21 protein-coding genes and 5 tRNA genes are annotated in these 26,022 nt (G+C 36.4%); 3 read left to right on the forward strand and 23 right to left on the reverse strand.

All coding sequences use genetic code 11. From position 1 onward, the window contains the following. Nucleotides 1-3 precede the first annotated feature (3 nt). From M947_RS18790 to M947_RS18895, 20 genes are all read right to left on the reverse strand, one after another. Nucleotides 4-687 carry a hypothetical protein gene (locus M947_RS18790; RefSeq protein WP_021287664.1) on the reverse strand — a complete coding sequence of 228 codons (684 nt, stop codon included), beginning with the start codon at nucleotides 685-687 and terminating at the stop codon, nucleotides 4-6. A 408-nt stretch (nucleotides 688-1,095) separates the two neighbouring features. Next, entirely contained in the window at nucleotides 1,096-3,186 is a 2,091-nt protein-coding gene (gene fusA, locus M947_RS18800) for an elongation factor G (protein ID WP_021287666.1), read from the reverse strand. Nucleotides 3,187-3,197: 11 nt separating this feature from the next. After that, complete coding sequence (gene rpsG, locus M947_RS18805; protein ID WP_021287667.1) at nucleotides 3,198-3,665, reverse strand: 30S ribosomal protein S7; 468 nt, start codon at nucleotides 3,663-3,665, stop codon at nucleotides 3,198-3,200. A gap of 231 nt (nucleotides 3,666-3,896) precedes the next feature. Further along, the gene (rpsL, locus tag M947_RS18810) at nucleotides 3,897-4,271 is read right to left on the reverse strand and encodes a 30S ribosomal protein S12 (protein WP_021287668.1); all 375 of its coding nucleotides are present in this window, start codon (nucleotides 4,269-4,271) and stop codon (nucleotides 3,897-3,899) included. Between the two features lie 251 nt (nucleotides 4,272-4,522). After that, nucleotides 4,523-9,037, reverse strand: a complete 4,515-nt coding sequence (rpoC, locus tag M947_RS18815) for a DNA-directed RNA polymerase subunit beta' (RefSeq protein WP_021287669.1) — start codon at nucleotides 9,035-9,037, stop codon at nucleotides 4,523-4,525. Then, nucleotides 9,030-13,175 (reverse strand): DNA-directed RNA polymerase subunit beta, encoded by a 4,146-nt coding sequence (gene rpoB, locus M947_RS18820; protein WP_021287670.1) that lies wholly within the window; start codon nucleotides 13,173-13,175, stop codon nucleotides 9,030-9,032. Before rpoB ends, rpoC begins: the two co-directional genes overlap by 8 nt. Before the next feature lie 231 nt (nucleotides 13,176-13,406). Next, nucleotides 13,407-13,778: a 50S ribosomal protein L7/L12 gene (gene rplL, locus M947_RS18825; RefSeq protein WP_021287671.1), complete on the reverse strand. Its 372-nt coding sequence runs from the start codon at nucleotides 13,776-13,778 to the stop codon at nucleotides 13,407-13,409. Nucleotides 13,779-13,959: 181 nt separating this feature from the next. Next, nucleotides 13,960-14,445: a 50S ribosomal protein L10 gene (gene rplJ, locus M947_RS18830; RefSeq protein WP_021287672.1), complete on the reverse strand. Its 486-nt coding sequence runs from the start codon at nucleotides 14,443-14,445 to the stop codon at nucleotides 13,960-13,962. Nucleotides 14,446-14,587: 142 nt separating this feature from the next. After that, entirely contained in the window at nucleotides 14,588-15,280 is a 693-nt protein-coding gene (rplA, locus tag M947_RS18835) for a 50S ribosomal protein L1 (RefSeq protein ID WP_021287673.1), read from the reverse strand. 72 nt (nucleotides 15,281-15,352) lie between these two features. Next, nucleotides 15,353-15,778 carry a 50S ribosomal protein L11 gene (rplK, locus tag M947_RS18840; RefSeq protein WP_021287674.1) on the reverse strand — a complete coding sequence of 142 codons (426 nt, stop codon included), beginning with the start codon at nucleotides 15,776-15,778 and terminating at the stop codon, nucleotides 15,353-15,355. A 521-nt stretch (nucleotides 15,779-16,299) separates the two neighbouring features. Then, complete coding sequence (gene nusG / locus M947_RS18850) at nucleotides 16,300-16,827, reverse strand: transcription termination/antitermination protein NusG (RefSeq protein ID WP_021287676.1); 528 nt, start codon at nucleotides 16,825-16,827, stop codon at nucleotides 16,300-16,302. 10 nt (nucleotides 16,828-16,837) lie between these two features. Continuing rightward, the gene (gene secE / locus M947_RS18855) at nucleotides 16,838-17,017 is read right to left on the reverse strand and encodes a preprotein translocase subunit SecE (protein ID WP_021287677.1); all 180 of its coding nucleotides are present in this window, start codon (nucleotides 17,015-17,017) and stop codon (nucleotides 16,838-16,840) included. 67 nt (nucleotides 17,018-17,084) lie between these two features. Further along, nucleotides 17,085-17,160, reverse strand: a tRNA-Trp gene (locus M947_RS18860). A gap of 159 nt (nucleotides 17,161-17,319) precedes the next feature. Continuing rightward, nucleotides 17,320-17,472, reverse strand: a complete 153-nt coding sequence (rpmG, locus tag M947_RS18865) for a 50S ribosomal protein L33 (RefSeq protein ID WP_021287678.1) — start codon at nucleotides 17,470-17,472, stop codon at nucleotides 17,320-17,322. Between the two features lie 43 nt (nucleotides 17,473-17,515). Continuing rightward, nucleotides 17,516-18,715 (reverse strand): elongation factor Tu, encoded by a 1,200-nt coding sequence (gene tuf / locus M947_RS18870; protein ID WP_021287679.1) that lies wholly within the window; start codon nucleotides 18,713-18,715, stop codon nucleotides 17,516-17,518. Between the two features lie 89 nt (nucleotides 18,716-18,804). After that, nucleotides 18,805-18,879, reverse strand: a tRNA-Thr gene (locus tag M947_RS18875). Nucleotides 18,880-19,040: 161 nt separating this feature from the next. Then, nucleotides 19,041-19,117: transfer RNA gene (locus M947_RS18880), tRNA-Gly, on the reverse strand. Between the two features lie 12 nt (nucleotides 19,118-19,129). Continuing rightward, a tRNA-Tyr gene (locus tag M947_RS18885) sits at nucleotides 19,130-19,214 on the reverse strand. Nucleotides 19,215-19,268: 54 nt separating this feature from the next. Beyond that, nucleotides 19,269-19,345 (reverse strand) — tRNA-Thr (locus tag M947_RS18890). A gap of 37 nt (nucleotides 19,346-19,382) precedes the next feature. Next, nucleotides 19,383-21,317 (reverse strand): HD domain-containing phosphohydrolase, encoded by a 1,935-nt coding sequence (locus tag M947_RS18895; RefSeq protein WP_021287680.1) that lies wholly within the window; start codon nucleotides 21,315-21,317, stop codon nucleotides 19,383-19,385. Nucleotides 21,318-21,684: 367 nt separating this feature from the next. Between M947_RS18895 and M947_RS18900 the strand changes: the two genes are divergently transcribed. Together M947_RS18900 and M947_RS18905 are read left to right on the forward strand one after the other, a co-directional pair. After that, complete coding sequence (locus M947_RS18900) at nucleotides 21,685-22,410, forward strand: YaaA family protein (protein ID WP_021287681.1); 726 nt, start codon at nucleotides 21,685-21,687, stop codon at nucleotides 22,408-22,410. Between the two features lie 205 nt (nucleotides 22,411-22,615). Further along, a complete protein-coding gene (locus M947_RS18905; protein ID WP_021287682.1) occupies nucleotides 22,616-23,365 on the forward strand; it encodes a TrmH family RNA methyltransferase in 750 nt (249 codons plus the stop codon). A gap of 16 nt (nucleotides 23,366-23,381) precedes the next feature. Here the strand turns inward: M947_RS18905 and M947_RS18910 are convergent, their stop codons facing one another. The 3 genes from M947_RS18910 to M947_RS18920 all read right to left on the reverse strand — a co-directional run bounded on the left by M947_RS18910 (nucleotide 23,382) and on the right by M947_RS18920 (nucleotide 25,013). Then, nucleotides 23,382-23,816, reverse strand: a complete 435-nt coding sequence (locus M947_RS18910; protein WP_021287683.1) for an Lcl C-terminal domain-containing protein — start codon at nucleotides 23,814-23,816, stop codon at nucleotides 23,382-23,384. A 64-nt stretch (nucleotides 23,817-23,880) separates the two neighbouring features. Next, complete coding sequence (locus M947_RS18915) at nucleotides 23,881-24,696, reverse strand: SDR family NAD(P)-dependent oxidoreductase (RefSeq protein WP_021287684.1); 816 nt, start codon at nucleotides 24,694-24,696, stop codon at nucleotides 23,881-23,883. Beyond that, nucleotides 24,693-25,013, reverse strand: coding sequence for a thioredoxin family protein (locus tag M947_RS18920; RefSeq protein ID WP_021287685.1), 321 nt, complete (start codon nucleotides 25,011-25,013; stop codon nucleotides 24,693-24,695). Before M947_RS18920 ends, M947_RS18915 begins: the two co-directional genes overlap by 4 nt. A gap of 29 nt (nucleotides 25,014-25,042) precedes the next feature. On the opposite strand from M947_RS18920, the gene M947_RS18925 reads away from it, so the two are divergent. Then, nucleotides 25,043-25,951: an AEC family transporter gene (locus M947_RS18925; protein ID WP_021287686.1), complete on the forward strand. Its 909-nt coding sequence runs from the start codon at nucleotides 25,043-25,045 to the stop codon at nucleotides 25,949-25,951. Nucleotides 25,952-26,022 lie beyond the last annotated feature (71 nt).

Here is a 26,022-nt window from a genome sequence, read left to right on the forward strand (position 1 = left end):
TTACTAAATGTAGCTGACACGAAATTTTAAACGGTCTCCTTTTACTTGGTTGCTTCTTATCTGGGTCTTTTTTTTCTTAAGCTCTTCTTCTAAGGCTTTTTGAATAGCCTCTTGCTTAAGCTTATCTTTTTCTCTAATGCGTTTTATTTTCTCTTCTTGTGCCTCTTTTTTCATAAGCAAATCATCATTTTTCTTCGTACTTTTAGTTTTTAACTTCTTCTCTTGATCTAAAAACTTTTGTATAACACCCTCTTCATCTATATCCTTAGAGTGCTCAAAATAAAACTCTAAAACCTCATCTTTATGTTTTTGAGTATCTATAAGTCCAGAATTAATTAGCTTACTCCAAAGTAAAGTATTCTCTTGTTCTATGGACTCTTTGTACATATTTTGAGCTAGTCTAAAAAACATATCATTTATTTTTGATAACTCTCTTATGGTTTTTAGATACTTTTTTTTATCTATCTCTTGTGTGCCCTCCTCAATACTAAAACCCATCTCTTTAGCTGCATAAACACTCTTTACATACTCATCTATTTGAGCCTCTTGCTCTTTAAATTCTGATATTTTTTTTAAACTTTCAATTATCTCTACATTGTTATATATAACATCACCTAAAGCTGAATAAATCTTAGGATTTGCACTAAGAAATGTTGCTAAAAGAAGCAAAATAAGTCTCTTTACCATAAAAATTCCATAAAACAATTTTTTTCGTATTATATCAGAATAAAAATGATAGAATTCTCACATGATAAAGATACTAAAACAAGAACTAATAATCTTCACAGCCCTGCTTACATTCCTGATACTTATAATGCATCCAGATATGCTTAGCGACCCTACAGTCAGACTTGCAGCTATGCAACAAAAGGAAAATTACACACATCCCTTACTATATACTTTTTTTGTATACCTGATTTTATTTTTTCTAAGAGCAGTTATTTCTTTGGTTACAAGATTTTTTAAAATAGATAAGTAGCAACAAGTTACTAACCTTATGTGCTTTTTGTAAAAAAGAGTGTAGGAGCCTTGTAACTTTAGAAGAATTTTTAGTGTAGATTCAAAGAGCCAAGAGAGGCTCTTTGAGAGAAAATATTATCCATTTCTCTTTTTCTGAATCTCTTCAGAAATATTTCTTGGAACTTCATCATAGTGATGAAACTCCATAGAGTATGTAGCACGTCCCTGAGTAGCTGAACGCAGATCAGTTGAGTAACCAAACATCTCAGCAAGCGGAACATAAGCATCAACAATTTTGTTACCTGAACGGTCACCCATACTGTTGATTTGTCCACGACGACGGTTAAGGTCACCGATAACATCCCCCATAAAATCTTCTGGAACTTCTACTTCAACTTTCATAAGTGGTTCTAGTATAACAGGTCTAGCCTTTCTACAACCCTCTTTAAATGCCATTGAAGCAGCAAGTTTAAATGCCATCTCATTCGAGTCAACATCATGATATGAACCATCATAAAGAGTGATATCCATGTCTTCCATAGGATAACCTGCTAGTACACCGTTAGACATCGTCTCAGAACACCCTTTTTCAACAGCTGGAATATACTCTTTTGGAATAACCCCACCCTTAATCTCATTGTGAAAAACAAAACCAGTACCAGCCTCACCTGGCTTAATTCTAAGAAATACATGTCCAAATGCACCACGACCACCTGACTGCTTAGCATATTTGTGTTCTTGTGTTACTTCGTCTTTGATAGTCTCACGGTAAGAAACCTGTGGAGCACCAACTTCAGCGTCAACCTTGAACTCACGCATCATTCTATCTACAAGAATCTCAAGGTGAAGCTCACCCATTCCTGAAATAATAGTTTGTCCAGTCTCTTCATCAGTATGAACTCTAAAAGATGGGTCCTCAGCAGCAAGTTTACCTAGTGCCATACCCATTTTTTCTTGGTCTGCTTTAGTTTTTGGCTCAACCGCAACAGAGATAACTGGCTCTGGAAAGTCCATTCTCTCTAAAACAACTAAGTCACTTGAATCACAAAGAGTATCACCTGTAGTAGTTGACTTTAGTCCAACAACTGCACCGATTTCACCTGCATAGATAGTCTTTACATCTTCACGCTTAACCGCATGCATTTTCATGATACGGCCAATACGCTCTTTTTTATCTTTTGTAGAGTTGTGAACATAAGAACCTGAGTCTAATGAACCGCGATATGCACGAATAAAAGTAAGTTGACCAACAAATGGATCTGTCATAATTTTAAACGCTAATGCTGCAAATGGACCATTGTCAGTTGAATCAACTAGAACCTCTTTAGTCTCATCATCCATCATAGTTCCATTAATTGCTGGAGACTCAACTGGCGATGGTAGGTAAGCAACTACAGCATCTAAAAGAGTTTGTACACCCTTGTTTTTAAATGCAGTACCTGGAAGCATTGGAACGATAGCCATTCCAATAGTTGCAGCTTTTATAGCAGCTCTAATCTCTTCTTCAGTGATTTCTTCACCTTCAAGAAATTTTTCAGCAAACTCTTCGTTACCATCAACTTCTGAGAGAGTTTCCAACATTTTTTCTCTGTACTCCTCAGCTATATCTTGAAGCTCAGGACGAATTTCATTAACATCATACATAGATCCAAGAGCTGCATCTTGCGCCCAAGTCATCTCTGTCATAGTAACTAAATCTACAACACCCTCAAAGTTTTCTTCAGCACCGATTGGTAACTGAATAGGCATAGGATTGCCTTTTAGTCTCTCGATAATCTGTTTTTCAACTTCAAAAAAGTCAGCACCAGTTCTATCCATTTTGTTAACAAAAACAATAGACGGAACTTTGTAACGATTTCTTTGTCTCCATACAGTCTCAGACTGAGGCTGAACACCACCAACTGCACAAAAAACTGAAACAGCACCATCAAGAACACGCATAGAACGCTCAACTTCAATAGTAAAGTCAACGTGACCCGGAGTGTCAATGATATTTATCTGTTTACCAGCCCACTCACATGTAGTAGCTGCAGAAGTAATTGTAATACCTCTCTCTTGTTCTTGTTCCATCCAGTCCATAGTTGCTGAACCATCATGAGTTTCACCCATCTTATGTTCAACACCAGTATAAAAAAGTATTCTCTCTGTTGTTGTAGTTTTTCCTGCATCAATGTGTGCAGCAATACCAATGTTTCTTACGTCGTTTAAGTCATGTGATCTCGGCATCTTTTATCCTATTACCAACGGTAATGAGCAAATGCTTTATTTGCTTCAGCCATTTTGTATGTATCTTCTTTTTTCTTAAATGCTGAACCTTTATCAGTAGCAGCATCCATCAACTCATTTGCCAATCTCTCAGCCATCGTTCTTTCATTTCTCTTACGAGAAGCATCAACTAACCATCTTATAGCAAGTGAGAGCTGACGCACAGGGCGTACTTCTACTGGAACTTGATAAGTAGCACCACCAACACGGCGACTTTTAACTTCGATTATAGGCTTAATATTCTCAATAGCATCATTAAATGTATCTATACCAGTTTTCTCACCACGAGAGCTAATAATATCTATAGCGCTGTAGATGATTTTTTCTGCTGTAGATTTTTTACCATCCATCATAATCTTATTTATAAATTTCGTTAAAACTTTGCTTCCATAAACTGGATCTGGCATAATTTCACGAACGGGAGCTTTTCTTCTTCTCATTAGTAATTTTCCTTACTTCAATTTGTTTTTTTCAAATTTACTCAAAATAAATTAGTTAAAATTTATCCTGTAGCTACTTGAATATTATCCAGCATTTGCTAAAACACCATTTCAAAATGAAACTAGTTTCATGAGCTCTCTGCTGAAGAGAACTTAGCGTTAGCGTAGTAAAACGGACTTGTTCGTTTTACGTACTAAATGTAATAGCGGTACTAAAAAAATAATCTCTGATTATTTTTTTGGTCTTTTTGTTCCGTATTTAGAACGAGCAACAGTACGACCAGTAACACCAGCAGTATCTAGTGCACCACGAACGATATGATACTTAACACCTGGTAAGTCTTTAATACGACCACCACGAACTAGTACGATTGAGTGCTCTTGAAGGTTGTGACCCTCACCACCAATATAAGAGATAACTTCAAAACCTGAAGTTAATCTAACTTTTGCAACTTTTCTCAAAGCCGAGTTAGGTTTTTTAGGTGTAGTTGTGTAAACACGAGTACAAACACCACGACGCTGTGGACATGATACAAGAGCTGGTGACTTTAAATTTTTAGTCATTTTTTTACGCTCTTTGCGAATCAATTGATTGATTGTAGGCATACAATTCCTTTACTTAATTTTTTCCAGTAGAATTTAATCCTCTAAATATTAGAGAATTATAGACACGAGATAATACAAAAATTGTGATTAAAGTTAGCTTATTTTAAGGATATTTTAATAGTTAATATAAAAAGTGTGAATTTAAAGTCTGTTATATGAGTCATAAGAACTCTTAAAAAAAGAATTTATCTATATAATAAAGTAGATATCAAAATACGAGCAATGCTCGTATTTTAAATATAAAAAAGCTATTAGCTATCACTGCTAAAGATAACTTCTTGGTCTTTATATATACCTGTTCCAACTGGAATAGTACGACCAATAATAACATTTTCTTTTAGATCATTTAAGTCATCAACTTTAGCAGAGACTGCAGCTTCTGTAAGAACTTTAGTTGTATCTTGAAATGATGCAGCAGAAATAATACTATCAGCTGCAACTGCAGCACGAGTAATACCAACTAAGAATGGCTCAGCGATAGCTGGACGACCACCAAGACGAGTAATCTTGTCATTTTCAGCTTTAAACTTAGCTTTAGAGATCAAGTCACCCTGTATAAACTTAGTATCACCAGATTTGACAATTCTAATCTGTCTTAACATCTGAGTAAAGATAACTTCAATATGTTTATCCGCAATATTAACCCCTTGAGAGCGGTAGACTTGCTGAACTTCACTTACAAGATAATTATAAAGTGCTTTAACACCCATAATACGCAGTAGCTCATGTGAAGAGATGATACCAGTAGTTAGTCTCTCTCCAGCGTGCACAAAGTCCCCAGGGGCTACAACTGCCACATGAGACTTATCTACAAAGTACTCTTTTACAATCCCATTTTCAGATGCAATAACAATACGTACCTTACCACGAAGCGGTTTTCCAAAGCTTACAGTTCCATCTATCTCAGATATAAGTGCAGTAGCTTTTGGACGACGACCCTCAAAAAGCTCAGATACTCTTGGAAGACCTCCCGTAATATCGCTTGATTTTTGAAGTGCTTTTGGTGTTTTTGCTAAGATATCTGCTACTTTAACAGTAGCACCATCATTTACATACAGAGATGACTTAGAATCAATCGCATATCTTAAAAGCTCCCCATCTTCAGTTGCTAAAACTAAAGCTGGCTTGTACTCAGCTGAGAGGTGGTCATTTACAACAAGGCGCACTTTTCCAGTTAACTCATCTAGTTGCTCACTTACTGTAGTTCCAACTATAATATCTTCATATTTTACTATACCATTTGCCTCAGAGATTACTGGGTTTGAGTATGGATCCCACTCGGCTATAACAGTTGACTCATCAGTTTTTGGTTTAGCTATAAGTGTAGTCGCATCTACATCCGCATCATCGTCTGCTACAATTACTGAACCACGAGCTATATAGTGTCTAATAGCCTCACGGTTATTAGCATCTGCAACTGTTGCAAAAAGACCTTTTTCAACTACTTCATATCCTGATTTTAAACCTTTAAATCTCTCTAAATAGTCACCTTTTAGTAAGAAGTACTTAACTTTTCCTTCTTCTTTTGCAAATATTTTTTGAGTTACAGGAGCACCATTGGCAACTAATACCTCAGATGCATAAGGAATGCGAGAAGGTACATTCCAGCCATCTTTAATAGTCTCAACAATAGACTCTAACTCTTTTACTTCTGCACCATTTTCGTATGGGAAGTAGTATTTACCCTCGATTTGACCTGAAATACCAGCTAACTCATTTGGTTTTGCAATCTCATTTTTACGAAGTACATAACGAACAGTTTGACTATCACTTTTTATGCTAATGATAACTTCATCATGAACTGTTTGTACTTCAAAATGACCTGCAAACGGAGCTTTAATTTTAGGCTCAACTAAAAGAACTGCTGCATTTCTTCTATTTGCTACTATATTTTTACCCTCTTTTGAGGAGTAAGTTTTAAGGTTATAGTAACGAATGAATCCTTCTTTTTTAGAGATAACTTGTCTCTCTTGTGCAGTTGAACTTGCAGTTCCTCCGACGTGGAAAGTTCTAAGTGTTAGCTGAGTACCTGGCTCACCAATAGACTGAGCTGCAATTATACCAACCGCTTCACCTGTACGAACAATATATCCAGTTGCAAGGTTTACGCCATAACAAAGTGCACAGATTCCATTTTCACTCTTACAAGTTGTAGGAGTTCTAATGTGTGCGGTCTTGATTCCAGCCTCAGAGATAACCTTAGCACTTACTTCATCAAGAAGTGTGCCCTCAGCAAATAAAATCTCATTTGAGATTGGATCAATCACATCATCAGCTAAAACACGACCATTTAGTCTATCTTCAAGTGATTCTATTAGTGTATTTTGATCACTAATATCTGAAATCTCAATACCCTCATGAGTATGACAGTCATGTTCAACAATCTTAACATTTTGTGCAACATCGACTAACTTACGAGTAAGATAACCAGCATTTGCAGTTTTTAATGCAGTATCGGCTAAACCTTTTCTAGCACCGTGAGTTGAGATAAAGTACTCAATTACGTTAAGTCCCTCTTTGAAGTTTGAGACAATTGGCGTTTCAATAATCTCTCCACTAGGCTTAGCCATAAGACCACGCATACCAGCAAGTTGGCGAATCTGAGCAGCAGAACCACGAGCACCAGAGTCCGCCATCATATGAATCGAGTTAAAACCATCTTTATCAGTTTGAACAAGTTCCATCATCTGTGATGCTAGAGTATTGTTTGTATCAGTCCAAACATCGATGATTTTGTTATATCTCTCTTGTTCAGTCAAAAGACCAGCCTCATACTGTTTTTGAATCTCAATAACTCTGTTTTTACTATCTACTACCTTAGCCGCTTTGGTTTCAGGTACAATAATATCAGCAATAGAAATAGATACACCAGACTCTGTAGCGTGTTTAAAACCTAAGTCTTTAAGTCTATCTAAAAACTTAGAAGTAACACCAATACCACCATGTTTTTGAACATAATCAACTACTTCATTGATATACTTTTTCTTCATTACTCTGTTCCAAAGCTCTGATGGAACGAAGTCTGGAAGAATTGCTTTTAGTAGCATTCTTCCAGCGGTTGTATAAATGATTCTACCATCTATTCTGGTTCTTACCTTTGCATGAAGATCCAGTGCATCGTGTTCTATCGCAATTCTTACTTCATCAACATTTGCAAAGAGTTTATTTGATCCTTTTACACCATTTTTCTCTAGTGTGATATAGTAGATACCAAGAACCATATCTTGCGAAGGTGTAGCAATCGCCTTACCTGATGCAGGAAGCAGAATGTTCATAGATGCAAGCATCAACACTTTTGCTTCTGCAATTGCGGCAGAAGATAGAGGTACATGCACAGCCATCTGGTCACCATCAAAGTCGGCATTAAATGCAGCACAAACTAATGGATGGAGCTGAATAGCTTTACCATCGATTAGCTTAGGGTGGAAGGCTTGGATAGAGAGTTTATGTAGTGTTGGTGCACGGTTTAGTAAAACAGGATAGCCATCAACTATCTCAGCTAAACACTCCCAAACTTCATTTGTCTTATCTTCAATCATCTTCTTAGCAGCTTTGACAGTAGTTGCATAACCTTTGTCTTCTAGCTTAGCTATAAGATGTGGCTTAAATAGTTCAAGTGCCATCTGCTTAGGTAAACCACACTCGTCCATAGACAATGATGGTCCAACAACAATTACACTCCTACCAGAGAAGTCAACACGCTTACCAAGTAAATTTTGACGAAATCGCCCTTGTTTACCTTTAATAATCTCACTTAAAGATTTAAGTGGTCGCTTGTTAGCACCTTTGACTGCGTTAGCACGACGACCATTATCAAAGAGTGCATCTACAGACTCTTGAAGCATACGCTTTTCATTACGAACAATAATCTCAGGAGCTTCTAGTTCAACTAAACGCTTCAACCTTTGATTACGGTTAATAACACGACGATACAAGTCATTTACATCTGAGACTGCAAATTTACCACCATCAAGTGAAACAAGAGGTCTCAAATCTGGTGGAAGAACAGGTAAAACTGTTAGCATCATCCACGCAGGATTGTTTCCAGAGTTTAGAAATGACTCAATAACTTTAAGTCTTTTTGCAATGGTCTTTCTTTTTGCTTCACTTTTTGTAAGTTCAATATCTTCTTTAAGCTGAGTAAATAGATCAACTAAGTCAATAGAATCAAGCAGGTCACGAACAACTTCACCACCCATACGAGCCTTAAAGCCTAACTCCCCAAATCTTTGAACTAAGGTACGATACTGCTCTTCATTTAAGACATCGTATTGTAAAACTGGAGTTTTTGCTTCTGCATCGTAATATGCCTCTCCACCACTCTCAACAATATAAGCTTCATAATAGAGTACACGTTCTAAATCTTTCATTTTAATACCTAAAAGAGTACCAATTCTTGAAGGTAATGAACTTACATACCAGATGTGTGCAACTGGAGTTACAAGTTCTATGTGACCCATACGGTTACGACGAACTTTAGTGCTTGTTACTTCAACCCCACACTTCTCACATACTACACCTTTATAACGCATCTTTTTATATTTACCACAAAGACACTCATAGTCTCTTACTGGTCCAAAAATCTTTGCACAAAAAAGTCCATCACGCTCAGGTTTAAGCGTACGATAGTTGATAGTTTCAGGTTTTTTAACTTCGCCATGACTCCAAGACATTACTTTCTCAGGAGAAGCTAGGCGAAACTGTATCTGTTTAATATCTTTTGGTCTATTATCTTCTGTTACTTCAATAGGAACTAGTTTACTCATCGTCTTGTACCTCGTCAAAAATCTCTACATCAAGAGCCAACGCTTGAAGCTCTTTTGTCAATACAAATAGTGTCTCTGGAATTCCAGAAGCTGGAATCAGTTCACCTTTTGTTATAGCTTTATAAGCACGCACGCGACCATCAACATCATCTGATTTGATAGTTAGCATCTCTTTTAGAACTGCTGAAGCTCCATAAGCCTCAAGTGCCCAAACTTCCATCTCTCCAAATCTTTGCCCACCAAATAGTGCTTTACCACCAACGGGCTGTTGGGTAACAAGCGAGTATGGTCCAGTTGATCTTGCATGGATTTTCTCATCAACTAAGTGATGTAGTTTTAAGATATACATATAACCAACATTAACACGCTCTTTAATTTTTTCGCCTGTCATACCATTGTATAAAACTGTTTTACCATCACTATCCATCTTTGCTAGCTCAAAAAGTTTAATAAACTCTTGCTCATCTACACCCTCAAATATAGGACTTGCAAATCTTACACCTTTTGACCAGTCACGAGCGTAGTGTAAAAATTTCTCATCACTCATATCGCCTATAACTTTAGCTGCGTTCATTAAACCAGCAACATCCGCAATTTCTATCATTTTAGAGCGCAGATTGTCTATAAAACCTTTCTGCTTAGCATCAAACTCCGCTAAAATTTGGTTACCAAGTTGGCGGCCCGCCATACCAAGGTGCATCTCTAAGATTTGTCCAATATTCATACGAGATGGAACACCAAGAGGATTGAGACAAACATCAACACTTCTTCCATCTTCCATATATGGCATATCAACTTCAGGAACTATAATAGATACAATACCTTTGTTCCCATGTCTCCCTGCCATCTTATCTCCAACTTTTAAAACTCTCTTAGTTGCAATATAAACTTTTACATACTTAACAACACCATTAGCTAAAATATCATCTTTTTCTAAGATATTGAGCTTCTCTTCATGCTCATCACGAAAAAGTCTTTTCTCTTTTTGAAAGTAGTTTTTAGTTTTATTGTACTCATCTTGAATCTCACTAGAGAATGACTTAACAATAGCATTCATAGCAAAACGATTAACCTCTACAAGGTCTTTATCATTTATAATATCTCCAGCTTTGTACTCGGTATCACCAATCTTAATATCAGCGATTAATGGCTCTCTAGTTAAGAGTTTAGTAACACGAAGCATCTCCTCTTTATCTATCATAAGTAGACGGTCATAGTGCTCACGCTCCAGATAATCTCTCTCCTCTTTTTCAAGCTCTAATGCACGAGGATCTTTATCGTAACCTTTTTTAGTAAAGATTTTGATATCTACTACAACACCTTCCATACTTGGAGGACAGTAGAGTGATTTGTTTATAACATGCCCAGCTTTTTCGCCAAAGATAGCACGAAGAAGTCTCTCCTCTGGAGTTGGTTTAACCTCACCTTTTGGAGAGACTTTACCTACTAAAATCATTCCGCCCTTTACTTGAGTACCAATCTTAACAATACCAGACTCATCAAGATGAACAAGCTCATCATCTCTAACATTTGGGATATCACGAGTAATCTCTTCAACACCATGTTTTAACTCTCTAGCTTCAAGCTCTTTTTCATAAATATGCACAGATGTAAAAGCATCTTTTCTGATTAATCTCTCAGAGATAACGATAGCATCCTCAAAGTTATATCCATTCCATGGCATAAAAGCCACCATAGCATTAACACCAAGTGCTAACTCACCTTGGTCCATATTTGGACCATCAGCTATAATCTGTCCTTTTCTTATTTTTTGTCCAACATAAACTATTGGCTTTTGAGAAAAAGAGGTATTTTGGTTTGTGCGAAGATTTTTTTGTAGTGGATAGTAATCTATATATATCTCTCCATCATCATCTCCCATTATATAGATATGTCTTCCATCAACCTTCTCTACAACACCAGATCTTTTAGCTTTTACACACTCCCAAGAATCACGAGCCACAAGTTTTTCAACACCAGTCCCAACCATTGGAGAGAGTGGACGAAGAAGCGGAACTGCTTGACGTTGCATGTTTGAACCCATTAGGGCACGGTTAGCATCATTGTGTTCTAAAAATGGAATAAGAGAAGCTGCAACACCTACAACCATATGAGATGAAAGGTCTGCATATTGAGACTCTGCTGCTGGGCGAAGAAGTATCTCTCCATCTATTCTAGTAGTAATTAGTTTATCTATAAACTGACCATCTTTATCAAGCTTATTAGATGCTGCTGCAATCTTTACACCCTCTTCTTGAGTAGCAGTTAAGTAAACAACTTCGGATGTTACTTTGCCATCTTTCATCACTTTATATGGAGCTTCAATAAACCCATGCTCATTTACTTTTGAGTAAGTTGCAAGAGTATTTATAAGACCGATGTTTTGACCCTCTGGAGTCTCAACTGGACAGATTCTACCATAGTGAGTTGGATGTACATCACGCACTTCAAAGCCGGCTCTCTCTTTTACTAAACCACCCTCGCCAAGTGCTGATAAACGGCGTTTATGAGTAACTTCTGAGAGTGGATTTGTCTGATCCATAAACTGAGATAATTGTCCGCCTGAGAAAAACTCCATAATAGTTGAAGTAATCATTTTTGAGTTGATTAAATCATGAGGCATTAACTCAGCCATTGGTCCACTCATAGTAGAGAGTTTATCACGAATTGCTTTTTGCATCTTGATAAGACCATTATGAAGTTCATTTCCTAAAAGCTCACCGATTGAACGAATACGGCGATTACCTAAGTGATCTCTATCATCAATATGACCTTGACCATTTTTAACTTTGATAACATACTTAACAGAGTTTATGATGTCCTCATGAGTTAAGACTGTCACATACTCAGGAATGTTAAGTCCTAGTTTATGGTTCATCTTCATACGACCAACTTTAGTTAAATCGTATCTTTCAGGGTCAAAAAATAGCTGATTTACAAAGATTTTAGCTGCTTCTTTTGTAACTGGCTCACCTGGTCTCATAACCTTGTAAACACGAATAGCTGCTAAATCATTTTCATCTTCTATCTCTTCTGTTTGTTTTAGAAGCTTTAATGAGTCTGCATCAGCATTAAAAGCATTGATAATTGAACCATCAACACCATCAGCTAAATCATTAGCAATTTTAAATTCACTTATGCCAATTTCAGCCATTTTTTTAAGTTTAGTCTCATCTATATGAGTCATTGTGTCAAATAGAATCTCACCAGTCTCAGGGTCAATAATAGGCTCGGCAAGATAGCGATCAACTAAAATTTCTAATGGATATTGGATCGATTTTAGCCCATCTTCTATAAATTTTTGTGCTTTTTTAACTGAGAGTCTCTTTCCAGCAAGTACAAGAACTTTATCATCTGTATCTACTAAGTCATAAGTAAGCCTTGAAGTAAAGTCACTTGGGTTAAAATCCATTGTAAACTTATTATCTTCTATACTAATAGTCTGTATAGGGTAAAATAGTTTTAAAATATCTTGTTTTGAGTAACCTAATGCACGAAACATAATAGTTACAGGGACTTTACGGCGTTTGTTGATTCTCATGTATAAAATATCTTTTGGATCGTATTCAAAATACAACCATGAGCCACGATCAGGAATAATTTGGCCAGTGTAGATTAGTTTATTTCCTATTGTAGTTGACTCTTCTTCTTTAAAAATAACACCAGGCGAGCGGTGAAGTTGGTTTACAACAACTCTCTCAACGCCATTGATAATAAACGAAGTTCTCTCAGTCATAAGTGGAATGTCACGAACAAATATACTCTGCTCTTTAATATCTTTTACACCAAGTTTTTCTTTAGTGTTTTCGTCTCTATCCCAAAGCACTAAACGCGTTTTCATTCTAAGGCTTACTGCATAAGTAAGTCCGCGTTCCATACATTCACGAACCGTATATTTAGGGTTTGTTACTTCACTATCAATATACTCAACAGTAAGTCTATTTTGAGTATCGTGAATAGGAAAAACTGATTGAAATACTTGTTCTATACCACTAGCTTTTCTATCTTTTGCATCTAGCATCAAAAAGTTATCATATGAACTTTGTTGAAGTTGTAGTAAGTTTGGTACTTCAATCTGTTGAGGAGTTTTAGAGAAATCTACACGAAGACGGTTTCCGGAGTATAAAGTGTTTAACATAGGCTACCTCGATAAGTAATTAGTATCATATTCAAGCGTCCTTGAATGATTATGTGGGGCTCAATAAAAGAGCTTAATTTAAGTAAGGGAGATAAAAAATCTCCCTTACTTAATAGTGCTTATAAACGACATAAGGGCACTTTTACCAAGAGACTTTTGTCTCATCGCAAAAGCGCCCATTTTTAACAAGTCTACTAGAGAAGAAAACTTCTCTAGTATTAGAAGCAGAAATTATTTAACTTCTACAGTTGCGCCAGCTTCTTCAAGTGCTTTCTTAGCTTCTTCTGCTGCATCTTTATCTACACCCTCTTTGATTGTAGATGGTAGAGCTTCACATGCATCTTTTGCTTCTTTTAAGCCAAGACCAGTAAGTGTACGAACTGCTTTAATAACGCCAATTTTCTTAGCACCAGCATCAGTTAAAACAACATCAAACTCAGTTTTTTCTTCAGCAGCTTCAGCGCCAGCAGCAGCGCCACCAGCCATTGCTACTGGTTGTGCAGATACACCAAATTTTTCTTCAAACTCTTTTACTAATTCAGAAAGTTCTAATACAGAAAGTCCTGAAATAAATTCTAATACGTCTTCTTTAGTTACAGCCATTTTGCTATTTCCTTAAATTTATTTTATAAATTTAAGGGAACCTTAACATCTATTTATACGCTCAAGGAAGTAATTCCTTGAGCTACGCTAACGCTAAGTTTCCCTCGGCGGGATGCCCATCGCACTAGTGCGATTTTCTTTGCCCATTAGTCTAGTTTATTAGACAACTTTTAGAATTGAACTAAGCCGCTTCTTGTTCTTTTTTCTCTTTAAGAGCGTTAAGACCAAATCCAAGATTTGTAAGTGGAGCCATCCAAGTAGCAGCAAGCATACCTAGAAGTTCTTCACGTCCTGGAAGTTTAGCAAATGCTTCAACTCTAGCAGCATCTGAAACCTCACGATCAACATAAGCAGACTTGATAATAAACTTATCATTCTTCTTTGCAAAATCGCTAACTACTTTAGAAGTAGCAACAGAATCCGCGCCCCAAACTAAAATATTTGTATCTTTTAACTCAACACCACTCAACTGGGCATTTTTAAGCGCAATGGTTGCTAAAGTATTTTTAACAACTTGTACTTTTGCTTCTTTAGCACGAGCAGCTATTCTTAAACTTTCTAACTCAGGAACGCTCAAACCTTTGTAATCACAAAAGATTACAGATTGCGCGTCTTTAAACTCAGTAGAAAGAACTTCAATAATTTCAGCTTTTTGTGTTTTTGTCATAGAATATCTCCTTTCCAGACAACACTTCAATAGGTTAGTTAAACTAATTAAGCTTTCGCTCCTATATCTTTAGTCCATAAAATGCAGTTACCAAAGTAAAGTAACTTTATAGTGCCTTAAAAATTAAGACACTAAAAATTACTTATTTTATATCTAAAAGTTCCATAACATCAAGTTTTAAAGCTGGGCTCATAGTTAGACTAAGTGCTGCATTTTTGATGTAACGACCCTTTGCAGATGCTGGTTTTTGTTTATTTATTGCTGAAACAAAGGAGCTTAAGTTTTCAGAGATTTGAGTAGCTTCAAAGCTAGCTTTACCAATTCCTGCATGGACATTACCTTTTTTATCTACTCTAAAGTTAACTTGTCCACCCTTAACATTCTTAACAGCAGTTGCAACATCTGGAGTTACAGTACCTGTTTTTGGGTTAGGCATAAGACCTTTTGGTCCTAAAATACGACCAATTTGACCAACAAGTCCCATACAGTCTGGTGCAGCTACAACTACATCAAAGTTAAAGATTCCCTCTTTGATTTGTGCTACTAACTCATCAGTACCTACAATATCAGCTCCAGCAGCCTTAGCTTCATCAGCCTTAGCACCCTTAGCAAAAACAGCAACACGAACAGTCTTACCAGTTCCGTGTGGAAGTACAATAGCACCACGAATCATCTGATCTGCGTGTCTTGGATCTACATTTAAGTTTAGTGCAACCTCTACAGTCTCATCAAACTTCGCACTTTTAAGCTCTTTAAGCATAGTAGCAGCTTCTACTACACTATATGATTTTGTATTATCAACTTTTTCTAATAATTGTTTATATCTTTTACTCATTTTCAAATTCTCCTGTGAAATTCTGCCACAAAGTTTTAAATCATTGTGGTCGATGATTTTATTTTTTAAATATTAGTCAACAATCTCTATACCGATTGAACGAGCTGAGCCAGCAATAGTACTTGCAGCCATCTCTTTATCATCAGTATTTAAATCCTCAATCTTAGTATCAACTATCTCCATAAGTTGTGCACGAGTGATTTTTCCTACTTTATTTTTAAGAGGGTTATCACTACCTTTTTTAAGTCCAGCAGCTTTCATAAGAAGTGCTCCAGCAGGTGGTTGCTTAGTGACAAATGTAAAGCTTCTATCTGTATAAACAGTAATGATAACAGGAACTTTAAATCCCATCTTATCTTTTGTTTTTTCATTGAATGCTTTAGTAAATTCCATGATATTAACACCACGTTGCCCTAGTGCAGGTCCCACTGGAGGTGCAGGGTTTGCCTTACCAGCTTCAATATGTAGCTTGATATAATCCATAACTTTTTTTGCCATGTTGTTTCCTTTTTATTTATTTAATACGCAATCCGAACAAGTCCGGCTTGCTACGCTAACGCTTGGTTTTCCTCAGCGGAAGGCTCGCGCGACTTGTCGCTTTACTATTTTTGTTACGCAATCCGAACAAGTCCGGCTTGCTACGCTAACGCTTGGTTTTCCTCAGCGGAAGGCTCGCGCGACTTGTCGCTTTACTATTTTTGTTACGCAATCCGAACAAGTCCGGCTTGCTACGCTAACGCTTGGTTTTCCTCAGCGGAAGGCTCGCGCGACTTGTCGCTTTACTATTTTTGTTACGCAATCCGAACAAGTCCGGCTTGCTACGCTAACGCTTGGTTTTCCTCAGCGGAAGGCTCGCGCGACTTGTCGCTTTACTATTTTTGTTACGCAATCCGAACAAGTCCGGCTTGCTACGCTAACGCTTGGTTTTCCTCAGCGGAAGGCTTAAATCATTATTACTTTAGCTACGCTAAATCTAAACTTTAGTTATTAAAGCTTAGGTTTAGCGTAGTAAAATAGAATTAGATAATCTTCTCAACCTGAGTGTAAGAGATATCAACTGGTGTAGATCTTCCAAATATTGAGACATTCAGTTTTAAAGTACCATGTTCTAAGTCATACTCATCAACTGTTGCCGTAAAGTTTGCAAATGGTCCATCTATGATGCGAACAGTTTCACCATTATCAAAATATACTTTTGGTTTAGGCGCTGCACGGTTGTTTACACGGTCTAAAATAACATTAATATCTTGTTCGCTTAGTGGTGTTGGTATATTCGCTTCACCAATAAACCCAGATACTTTTGGTAGAGCAGTGATTAAATGCTGAATTTCTGTATTTAAATCTATATTTGCAAAAACATACCCTGAATATAAAGAGCGCTCAGTTATCTTCTTTTTACCATCTTTTACTTCTATAACATCCTCAGTAGGAACAATCACTTCTGAGATATGATCTTGTAGACCCATCTCTTCAATCATGTTAAAGATAGCGTCACGAACAGCTCTCTCGCTACCATATGTTTGGATTGAGTACCATTTATGTGCCATATTTTTTTCCTTAACCTAAAAGTGCTGACATAACAGAAGACATTACCAAGTCAACTAAAGCTAAAAAAGCTGCTATTACAGTTACAACTATTAAAACAGATATGTAAGCTTGCTTAACCTGACCTTTAGTTGGAAAGATTACCTTAGTCAGTTCTGATCTTGCGTTTCTTATATGTGTACCTAATTTCATTAAACTTTCCTAAAAGTGCATTGATTATAAATAAAGCTACTAAAGCTTTACTAATAATAAATGTAAGTGGCAGGCGTAGAGAGACTCGAACTCCCAACACCCGGATTTGGAATCCGGTGCTCTACCATTGGAGCTATACGCCTAAGTATCATTTTATACGCAATTTGAACAAGTCCAAATCACTACGCTAACGCTGGGTTTTCTTCAGCAGAAAGCTCATGCGACTAGTCGCTTTACTATTTTTGTATGCTACTTGAACAAAGTCCAAAGCGCATTTAAACAAAAAAAGAGATGAACTGTTGTTACAGTTTCATCTCTTTGTGTATTGTATGTTCTTTGCAAAACTTACAATATTTTTTTACTGAAAATTTTTCAGTTTGAGTTTTTTTATTTCTTGTTGTGTGGTAGTTACGACGAGTACACTTCTCACAACCTAAATGAATTGCTTCTCTCATTTAATAACCTTTATATAGGTTCTTGCAAATTAGCCTAAGCTAATTACGCAAGAATCTCTGCAACAACACCAGCACCAACTGTTCTACCACCTTCACGGATAGCGAATTTAGTACCTTTTTCCATTGCAATTGGGTGAATTAACTCAGCAGTAATGCTTACGTTATCACCTGGCATAACCATCTCAGTACCTTCTGGTAAAGTGATTGCACCTGTAACGTCTGTTGTACGAACGTAAAATTGTGGACGGTAACCATTAAAGAATGGAGTATGACGACCACCCTCATCTTTACTTAGTACATAGATCTCAGCCGTAAACTTAGTGTGAGGTGTGATTGTACCTGGCTTACAAAGTACTTGACCACGCTCAACATCATCTTTACCAATACCACGAATTAAGATACCGCAGTTATCACCAGCTTCACCTTGCTCCATCTCTTTACGGAACATCTCAACACCAGTAACAGTAGTTTTTTGAGTATCTTTAATACCTACAATCTCTACTTCTTCACCAATCTTAACTGTACCACGCTCGATACGACCAGTAACAACTGTACCACGACCAGAAATTGAGAAAACATCTTCGACTGGCATCAAGAAATCTTTGTCAGTTTCACGAGTTGGTTCAGGGATATATGCATCTACCTCAGCCATTAGCTTTTGGATTTTTTCAGACCATTCACCTAAAGTACCAGATTTTGCTTCTTCTAGAGCTTTTAAAGCTGAACCAGCTACGATTGGAGTATCGTCACCTGGGAAGTCATACATATCTAAAAGTTCACGAATCTCCATCTCAACCAACTCTAGTAGCTCTTCATCATCAACCATATCTTCTTTGTTCATGAAAACAACAATATATGGAACACCAACTTGCTTAGAAAGAAGGATGTGCTCACGTGTTTGTGGCATTGGTCCATCAGCAGCTGAGACAACTAAGATAGCACCATCCATTTGAGCAGCACCTGTAATCATATTCTTAACATAATCCGCGTGACCTGGACAGTCAACGTGTGCATAGTGACGATTATCAGTCTCATACTCAACGTGTGAAGTAGCGATTGTAATACCACGCTCTCTTTCTTCTGGTGCATTATCAATTGCATCATAATCCATTAGTTTAGCACCATTTGATACTGCTAGTACTGCAGTAATAGCTGCTGTCAATGTTGTTTTACCATGATCAACGTGACCAATAGTTCCAATGTTTACATGCGGTTTATTACGCTCAAACTTTTCTTTTGCCATAGTGTCCTCCGACTTTTATTGTGAATTGAAACGGGATTATACCCAAAAATCATTCAGTTATTGCTTAAATTTAAACTATTTTATGTAAATGGAGCTCACGAGCGGATTTGAACCGCCGACCTCTTCCTTACCAAGGAAGTGCTCTACCCCTGAGCCACGAGAGCGCAGACTATAAAAGTGTAAAACGACCAAGCAATAATTGCATAATTTTTATATTATTAGTTTTTTATGATTAGATTTAAAGCTATATAGTTTTTTAAAAGCTATATTTTAAGAAGTAATTTAAGTTGAAATTGTACTTCAGCTTCCAGAAGTTTTTGTTCAATGGAGCGGGTGAAGGGACTCGAACCCTCGACCCTCAGCTTGGAAGGCTGACGCTCTAGCCAACTGAGCTACGCCCGCATGTGCCATTGATGGTGGTGGGAAGAGGAGTCGAACCTCTGAACCCATAGGGAGCAGATTTACAGTCTGCCGTCGTTGGCCACTTGACTATCCCACCATTACATTTTTATGTCTTATCTGGTCTAACACTGTTTCTAATATTCTATTTCAATGGTGCTGGCACGAGGATTTGAACCCCGGGCCTGCTGATTACAAATCAGCTGCTCTAGCCAACTGAGCTATGCCAGCATCGAAATTGAGCCAGAATTATAGTGCAAAATATTTTCTATGTCAAGAGTTTTTTAGAGAAATTTATAAAATCTTCATCTTTTAGTATTGTTGGTGTCATTTTTCCCCTATACTCTTTGATTTCTCTGACTATTTCATCTATGTAACTAGGCTTAATATGATTTATGTATAGTTTAATATCTTCTCTGTTTATCTTATCTATACCCTCAAAAAGTAGTGTTGGAGTTAAGTGCTTACTCTCTTTTGCAAGTTTTGGCATGCTTGATGGAAATGAGCACTCTATAACTATCGCATTTATATTTTTTTGGCTCTCTATTATCTCTACAACATTTTCAAGCGAATAGGTATCTGCTGTTATTAGCACTGAGTCTTTATCTCTTGTAAAGATATATCCACAACTAGGTACTGTATGGTCTGTATTAAATGCTCTTATGGAATCACTTTCATTAAGGCTATATTCAACTCCTATCTCTATCTCTTCATAAGTTAAAGCTTTAAGTTTTGAATTTACTAGGTTGATTTTTGAAAAATCTGGCCAGATAAGGTCATTAAAGAAGTGTTTTTTTAGTGCTTTTATAGTTGCTGGAAGTGCTTTTATAGTAAGAGTCTTACTTCTTAGTGAAAAGAAATTGTCTAATACAAAGGCTATATCGCTTATATGGTCCAGATGAGAGTGAGTAACCCAGATTGTCTCTAAATGTATGCTCTCCTCATTAAGCGTAGCTAATATATTTCCTGCATCTATAACATTATATTTGTTAAGCAAAAATGAGCTTGTGCCAAAACCTTTTGCTTTTGTTCCATAAGCTCCTAGTATCTGTATCTCTTGTGCATCCCTCTCTTTGGGCGCGATCTCTTGATATATATCTTTATACTTTTGTCTAACTGCCAATATCTCATCTAAATTTTCAAAAAACAGATCAATTAGCACAGGATCAAAGTGCTCACCCCTCTCCTCTTTGAGTAGTTTAAAGATTCTTTCATCATCCCAAGCTTTTTTATAGACTCTATCACTTCCAAGTGCATCAAAAACATCAGCTAACGCTGTTATACGTCCATATATATGAATCTCTTCGCCCTTTGTTTTTCTAGGATATCCTTGTCCATTATATTTTTCATGATGCTCATATGCAACTATAGATGCGGCTTTTAGAAGTGGTCTTTTTGAGTCTTTTATCATCGCATACCCTAGTTCTGCATGAGTATCCATAATAGCGCGTTCTTCATCATTAAAGCGCCCGGGTTTGTTAAGAATCGTATCGGGTATAGCTATTTTTCCAATATCGTGCATAGGACTAGCTTGTTTTAAGAGTTCAGCCTCGCTCTCATCCATTCCATATGCAAGAGCTAATATTTTTGAATATGCGGCCACTCTTTTTACATGGTTTCCTGTCTCTTTACTTCTGCTCTCACCAATTGCTCCCATCGTAAAGACAACTTCTTTTTGAGTCTCTTCTATCTCTTTTGAGAGACTAGCAGCTACAAGTGTCTCAGCAGCATAGGTACTTGCAAGCATCAGACGCTCCATATCTCTTTTATCGAAAATGCCATCTTCTCCTAAGTGATTTATAACTTGAAAAGCTCCTATGATTTCATCATCATTATCAAACATAGGGATAACCATCATACTTCTTGTTCTATAAAGAGTTTTTTTATCTATATCAGGATTAAATCTCTCATCTTTATAAACATCATCTATAATGATTTTTTCTCCAGTTGTAATAGAGTGTCCAACTATTCCAGAGTTTATTGGAAGTCTTATAGGGTCCATCCCGTGTGCTACTTTTGTCCATATCTCTTCGCCGTCAACTACCCAGACCGTACATCTATCAGCATTAGTAAGGGCTTTACCCATATTTGCTAGAACAAAAATGATATCATCGTGCTCTCTTAGAGATGAAACTTCTGTCATATATGTAAAAATCATTTGAAGAATTTCGTTTGCACCTAAACTTCGTTGAATTTTTTTCATTACCACTCCTTGCTTCACTTTTTTATATTCCTTGTCATTTCGCTGTTTAGCATCATCTCATACAAAGTACAGCTTCTCTTTAGCATCTATATTCACGCTCTATTTAAACAATTAAAAGCCATGTTTGAACCAACAAATAACATAAACAACTGATTGAATGTTCTAAATAATTATTATATTGGATCCCAAATAAAGTTCAGGATGACGCGTATTCCGTCATTTTGTGTTTAGCATGGAATCTAGTTTATAAATTAATCAGAAACTTCGATTTTTAAAAAAACACTTATTGTGACTTTCGGCTATTATATCATTTAAACTGATACAATTAGATAAAAATTTACCTCTAAAATGAGGCTAGGACATAAGAATGATTAAGATACTATTTTCCCCATCAGAGGGCAAAAATAGCGGTGGTAAAGAGGCAAAAAATGAACTTTTTGGCGCACAAAATGCAAGGGATGAAATACTTCAAGAGTATAACAAAATAGTTCAAAGTGGCGATGAAGAGAGTATAAAAGAGTTGTTTGGTTTTAAAAAGATGAGTGATTGTGAGCCTTACATAGAAGACATCTTCTCTTCTGATTTGATGTGTGCTATTGAGAGATATAGTGGTGTGGCTTATGACTATCTTGATATCAGTTCTTTAGATAAAGCCCAGCGTGAATATCTAAAACAAAACACCATCATATTCTCAAATCTATACGGTCCAATACTTGGCGGTGACGCAATTGCTAACTACAAGGTAAAGCAAGGAAGCAGTATCGGCGAGATTGCTTTAGATAAGTTTTATAGAGATAGATTTTCCTATCAGTTAGATTTGTACCTAAATAGCTGTGAGATTTTAGATTTAAGAGCTGGATATTATGATAAGTTTTATAAGATAAACAAACCATATACAACTCTAAAGTTTTTAAAAGATGGCAAAAGTGTAAGTCATTGGGCAAAAGCATATAGAGGTTTAGTCTTAAGAGAGCTGGCAAAAAATAACATCAGTTCTATGGAGGAGTTTATGACACTAGAGATTGAGACACTTCAAGTAAAAGAGATAAAAGTTATCAAAAACAAAAGAGAGATTGTATATAATATTGTTTAATTAAATAATGCACATACGAGATTACGGATCAAGTCCGTAATGACGAAAAAAAAGCGTCATCCTGAACTTGATTCAGGATCTAATTGGAGGCTTATGTAAAGCATACCATCATTACAACTCCCTTAGCATAGAGTATGTGCCATTGGTTAGCATACCTAAAAGCTACAAAATAAGTTTATGTAAAGTTAAATAAAAGGAAGACTGTTTGCAAGATTCACAAGAGTACAGAGATAAAAAGAACTACTTTGAAAAGATCATCACGCTCTATGGCAGAAATGTTGTAGTTGAAGCTCTTCAAGACTCAAGCATTGAAGTTCACAAACTCCATCTCTCAACAAGCAACAAAACGGATGGAGCTATAAAAGAGATCTTAGCATTAGCAAAAAAAAGAGATATAGAGGTAACTTATCATGAGAAAAATACACTAAGCCGCATAAGTAAAAATGCAAAACAAGACCAAGGTGTGGCAATAGATATCATCTCAAAGAGCTACAGAAGTGCATCAGAGATAAAAGAGATGCCAAGTTTCAGGCTCATCGCACTAGATGGCATTCACAATCCACAAAACCTAGGAATGATTATCCGCTCATGTGCAGCTTCAACCCTTGATGGCATTATACTTCCTAAGAAAAACTCAGCAAAAATCTCCCCGCTAGTTATAAAAGCGAGTGCAGGAACACTCTTTAAACTCCCCATCTACTACTGCGATAACCTAGAAGATGTTTTACAAAACCAAAGTGATGCAGATATTTACGCTCTATCTTCTCATGCAAAGAGAAGCATCTACGACATAACTCCAAGCAAAAAATCCATCTTTGTTTTAGGAAATGAGAGTGAGGGAGTAAGTCCTGAGGTTATAAAGCTTTGCAATAAGGCCATAAGCATTCCGATGCAAAGAGGCGTTGAGTCATTAAATGTTGCAATAACAGCATCTCTTATAGCTTTTATGAGCTAAGGGTAGCTAACTTAAATTAGCTACCCTTTTTATAGCATCTTACATAAAATGTTTTATCCATTTTTTCTCTATTAAATGCACCAGATAAAAAGTTCACTACAAATGCCTCTTTAGTTGTGGCATGTCCAAATGTCTTAGCTGACCAGTAGTTCTCAGATACAACATATTTGAAATTCTCCGAGATGGTGGGATTGTATACTTTTGTATCTACAATGGAAAAGAGTTCAACAAAACCGGGTAGTTCCCAAGATTTATGTCCATCTAGTTCTAAATTTTTGCAATAATTAACCGCATCATCAAATGTTCTTTTGGTTGTTGATGCTTCTTTTGTATCCTCCCACAAATAGTTTGTTTTTGTATCTTTGATAGTATTTGTAGAATTTTTAACAATATCCGCATTCACACCACAAGCAATAAAGAGAGATAAGATAAATATCTTTAGTCGTTTCATAAATATTCCTTATAATTTTAGTTTGTAGATTGTAGCAACATTGATTTGAATTGTGACTTAGATTTTAAATCTTTCTTAAAAGCCTATCAAGTAGAGTTGTAGGCAAAATTCTTTTAAATCCAGCTAATAGATGCGTAGCTAAGGTATTGTAGTATCTAGGTTTTGGGTTTTTTGACTCTAGTGCGTGAAGTACATTTTTTATAACAACATCTGAATTTTTTGTAAATAAATCACTATCTTTCTCTTTTACGCTAAGGAGTTGTTCTTTGTACTCTTTTTCAAAAACACTACCCTCTGAAACTACATTTTTTTTAAAGTTAATAATTGCATTTTTTCTAAAGTCAGAGCGGATTGGTCCTGTGTTTATAGTGCAGATATATATATTTGTATCCATGAGTTCTAAACGAAGCGTATCACAAAGTCCTTCTATAGCGTATTTTGAAGCGTTATAAGCTCCGCGAAAACGAAGTGAGATGATGCCTAAAACTGAGGAGTGTTGCAAAATCCGCCCATATCCTTGGCTGCGCATGATTTTAAGGGTTTGATATGTCAGTTCATGAAGTCCAAAAAAGTTAGTCTCAAACTGCTCTTTTAAAACGTCTGTTGTAATATCCTCTAGTGCTCCAGGTTGTCCAAAGCCAGCATTGTTAAAGAGTGCGTAGAGTTCTCCCTCTCTTGTGATGATATCTAAGACCTCTTTTATATTTTGGGCATCTCTTACATCAAGCACATAAGCATCTAATCCCTCAGCTCTTAATCTTGCCACATCTTTTGCATCCCTTGTGGTTGCATAGACTCTGTAACCATGTTTATGTAAGAAGTGAGCTGTATCGTAACCTATTCCGCTAGAACAACCCGTTATTAAGATGCTTTTACTCAAGACTTCATTATCTCATATGGCCTTTTTATCTCTCGTATAACTTCATCTACGCTCATATTTCTTGACTTTCTTAAAAACTCTTTTGAGTCTAAAAAAACTAAGATTGTAGGAATACTAAAGACTCCAAAATGAGGCGCTATATCTTCATTTTCTGATATATCAACACTCATAACTTCAAAATCTTCAAAGTTAGCATCAAGAGCTTCGAGAAGTTTTGGTTTTAGTGCGTGACAGACACCACACGAGGGAGCCGAAAAGTAGACTAAAACGGCTTGGTTTTTTTCAATGGTTTTTTTTATATTTTCTAATGTTTGCATGGCGAAATTATAACAGATATAATCTTCTTATGAGTTCAATAATATTTTCAATTTTTGGCATATACATCTTTATCTTTTTAGGTTTCATTGCAAAGATGAGCTTTAAAGAGCGTATTGATGATAAAACCATTACCATCATAAGTGTTTATTTCTTACAAGTTTTTCTCACCTTTTGGGGTCTTCTTGTTCGTCCCATAGATATCACACTCTTTTATGCCTCTGGCGTCTATATAGGCATAGTCCTTGTGGTGCTAATATTTTCAGCCTTAGTTGCAAGAAAACTCTTTACCTCGCCAAAAGAGTATAGTATCGCCTCAGTTATCGCCCTTATAGGAAATACTGGAAACCTTGGCATCCCCATAAATATTGCCATCTTTGGTGAGGAGTCCATTCCTTACACAACTATAGTAAACCTTATGAACCTTTTTGTAGTTTATAGTGTTGGCGTTTTTTACTACTCAAGAGGCAATTTTGACACAAAAACATCTTTAAAAAATATCCTAAAACTCCCAATACTTTGGGCAGCGCTTATAGCCATCACGCTTAGCTTTTTAGAGTATAAGCCATCAGGCGTAGTCTTAAACACACTTATGATGGGAGCCTATGCCTCCATCACCATGCAACTCTTTTTGTTTGGTATCTATCTCTATGGGACAAAGATTCAAGAGATTAGTAAAAGACTTGTGATTTGGGTTTTGAGTCTAAAGTTTTTGATACTTCCAGCCATAGCTTTTGCAATTTTAATAAATATAGAGCTTGATTCTATGATAAAAGGTGTCATATTTATAGAGCTAATGATGCCCCTAGCTGTGGCAAATGTAAATCTTGCCTCTCTTTATGATTGTAGCCCAAGAGTTGTGACTGCTTTGGTCTTTATCTCTTCCTTTGTGTTTTTAGGAGTTATCTTTGTGGCTGTTAGGATCTTAGAGTATCTCTAAGTCTCTTTTTTTTAAACCCTTATGTACAAGTTTACGAATCCAATAATTAAACTTCACATCTTCTTTTATAA

It is taken from the genome of Sulfurimonas hongkongensis, assembly GCF_000445475.1.
Classification (GTDB): Bacteria; Campylobacterota; Campylobacteria; order Campylobacterales; family Sulfurimonadaceae; genus Sulfurimonas; species Sulfurimonas hongkongensis.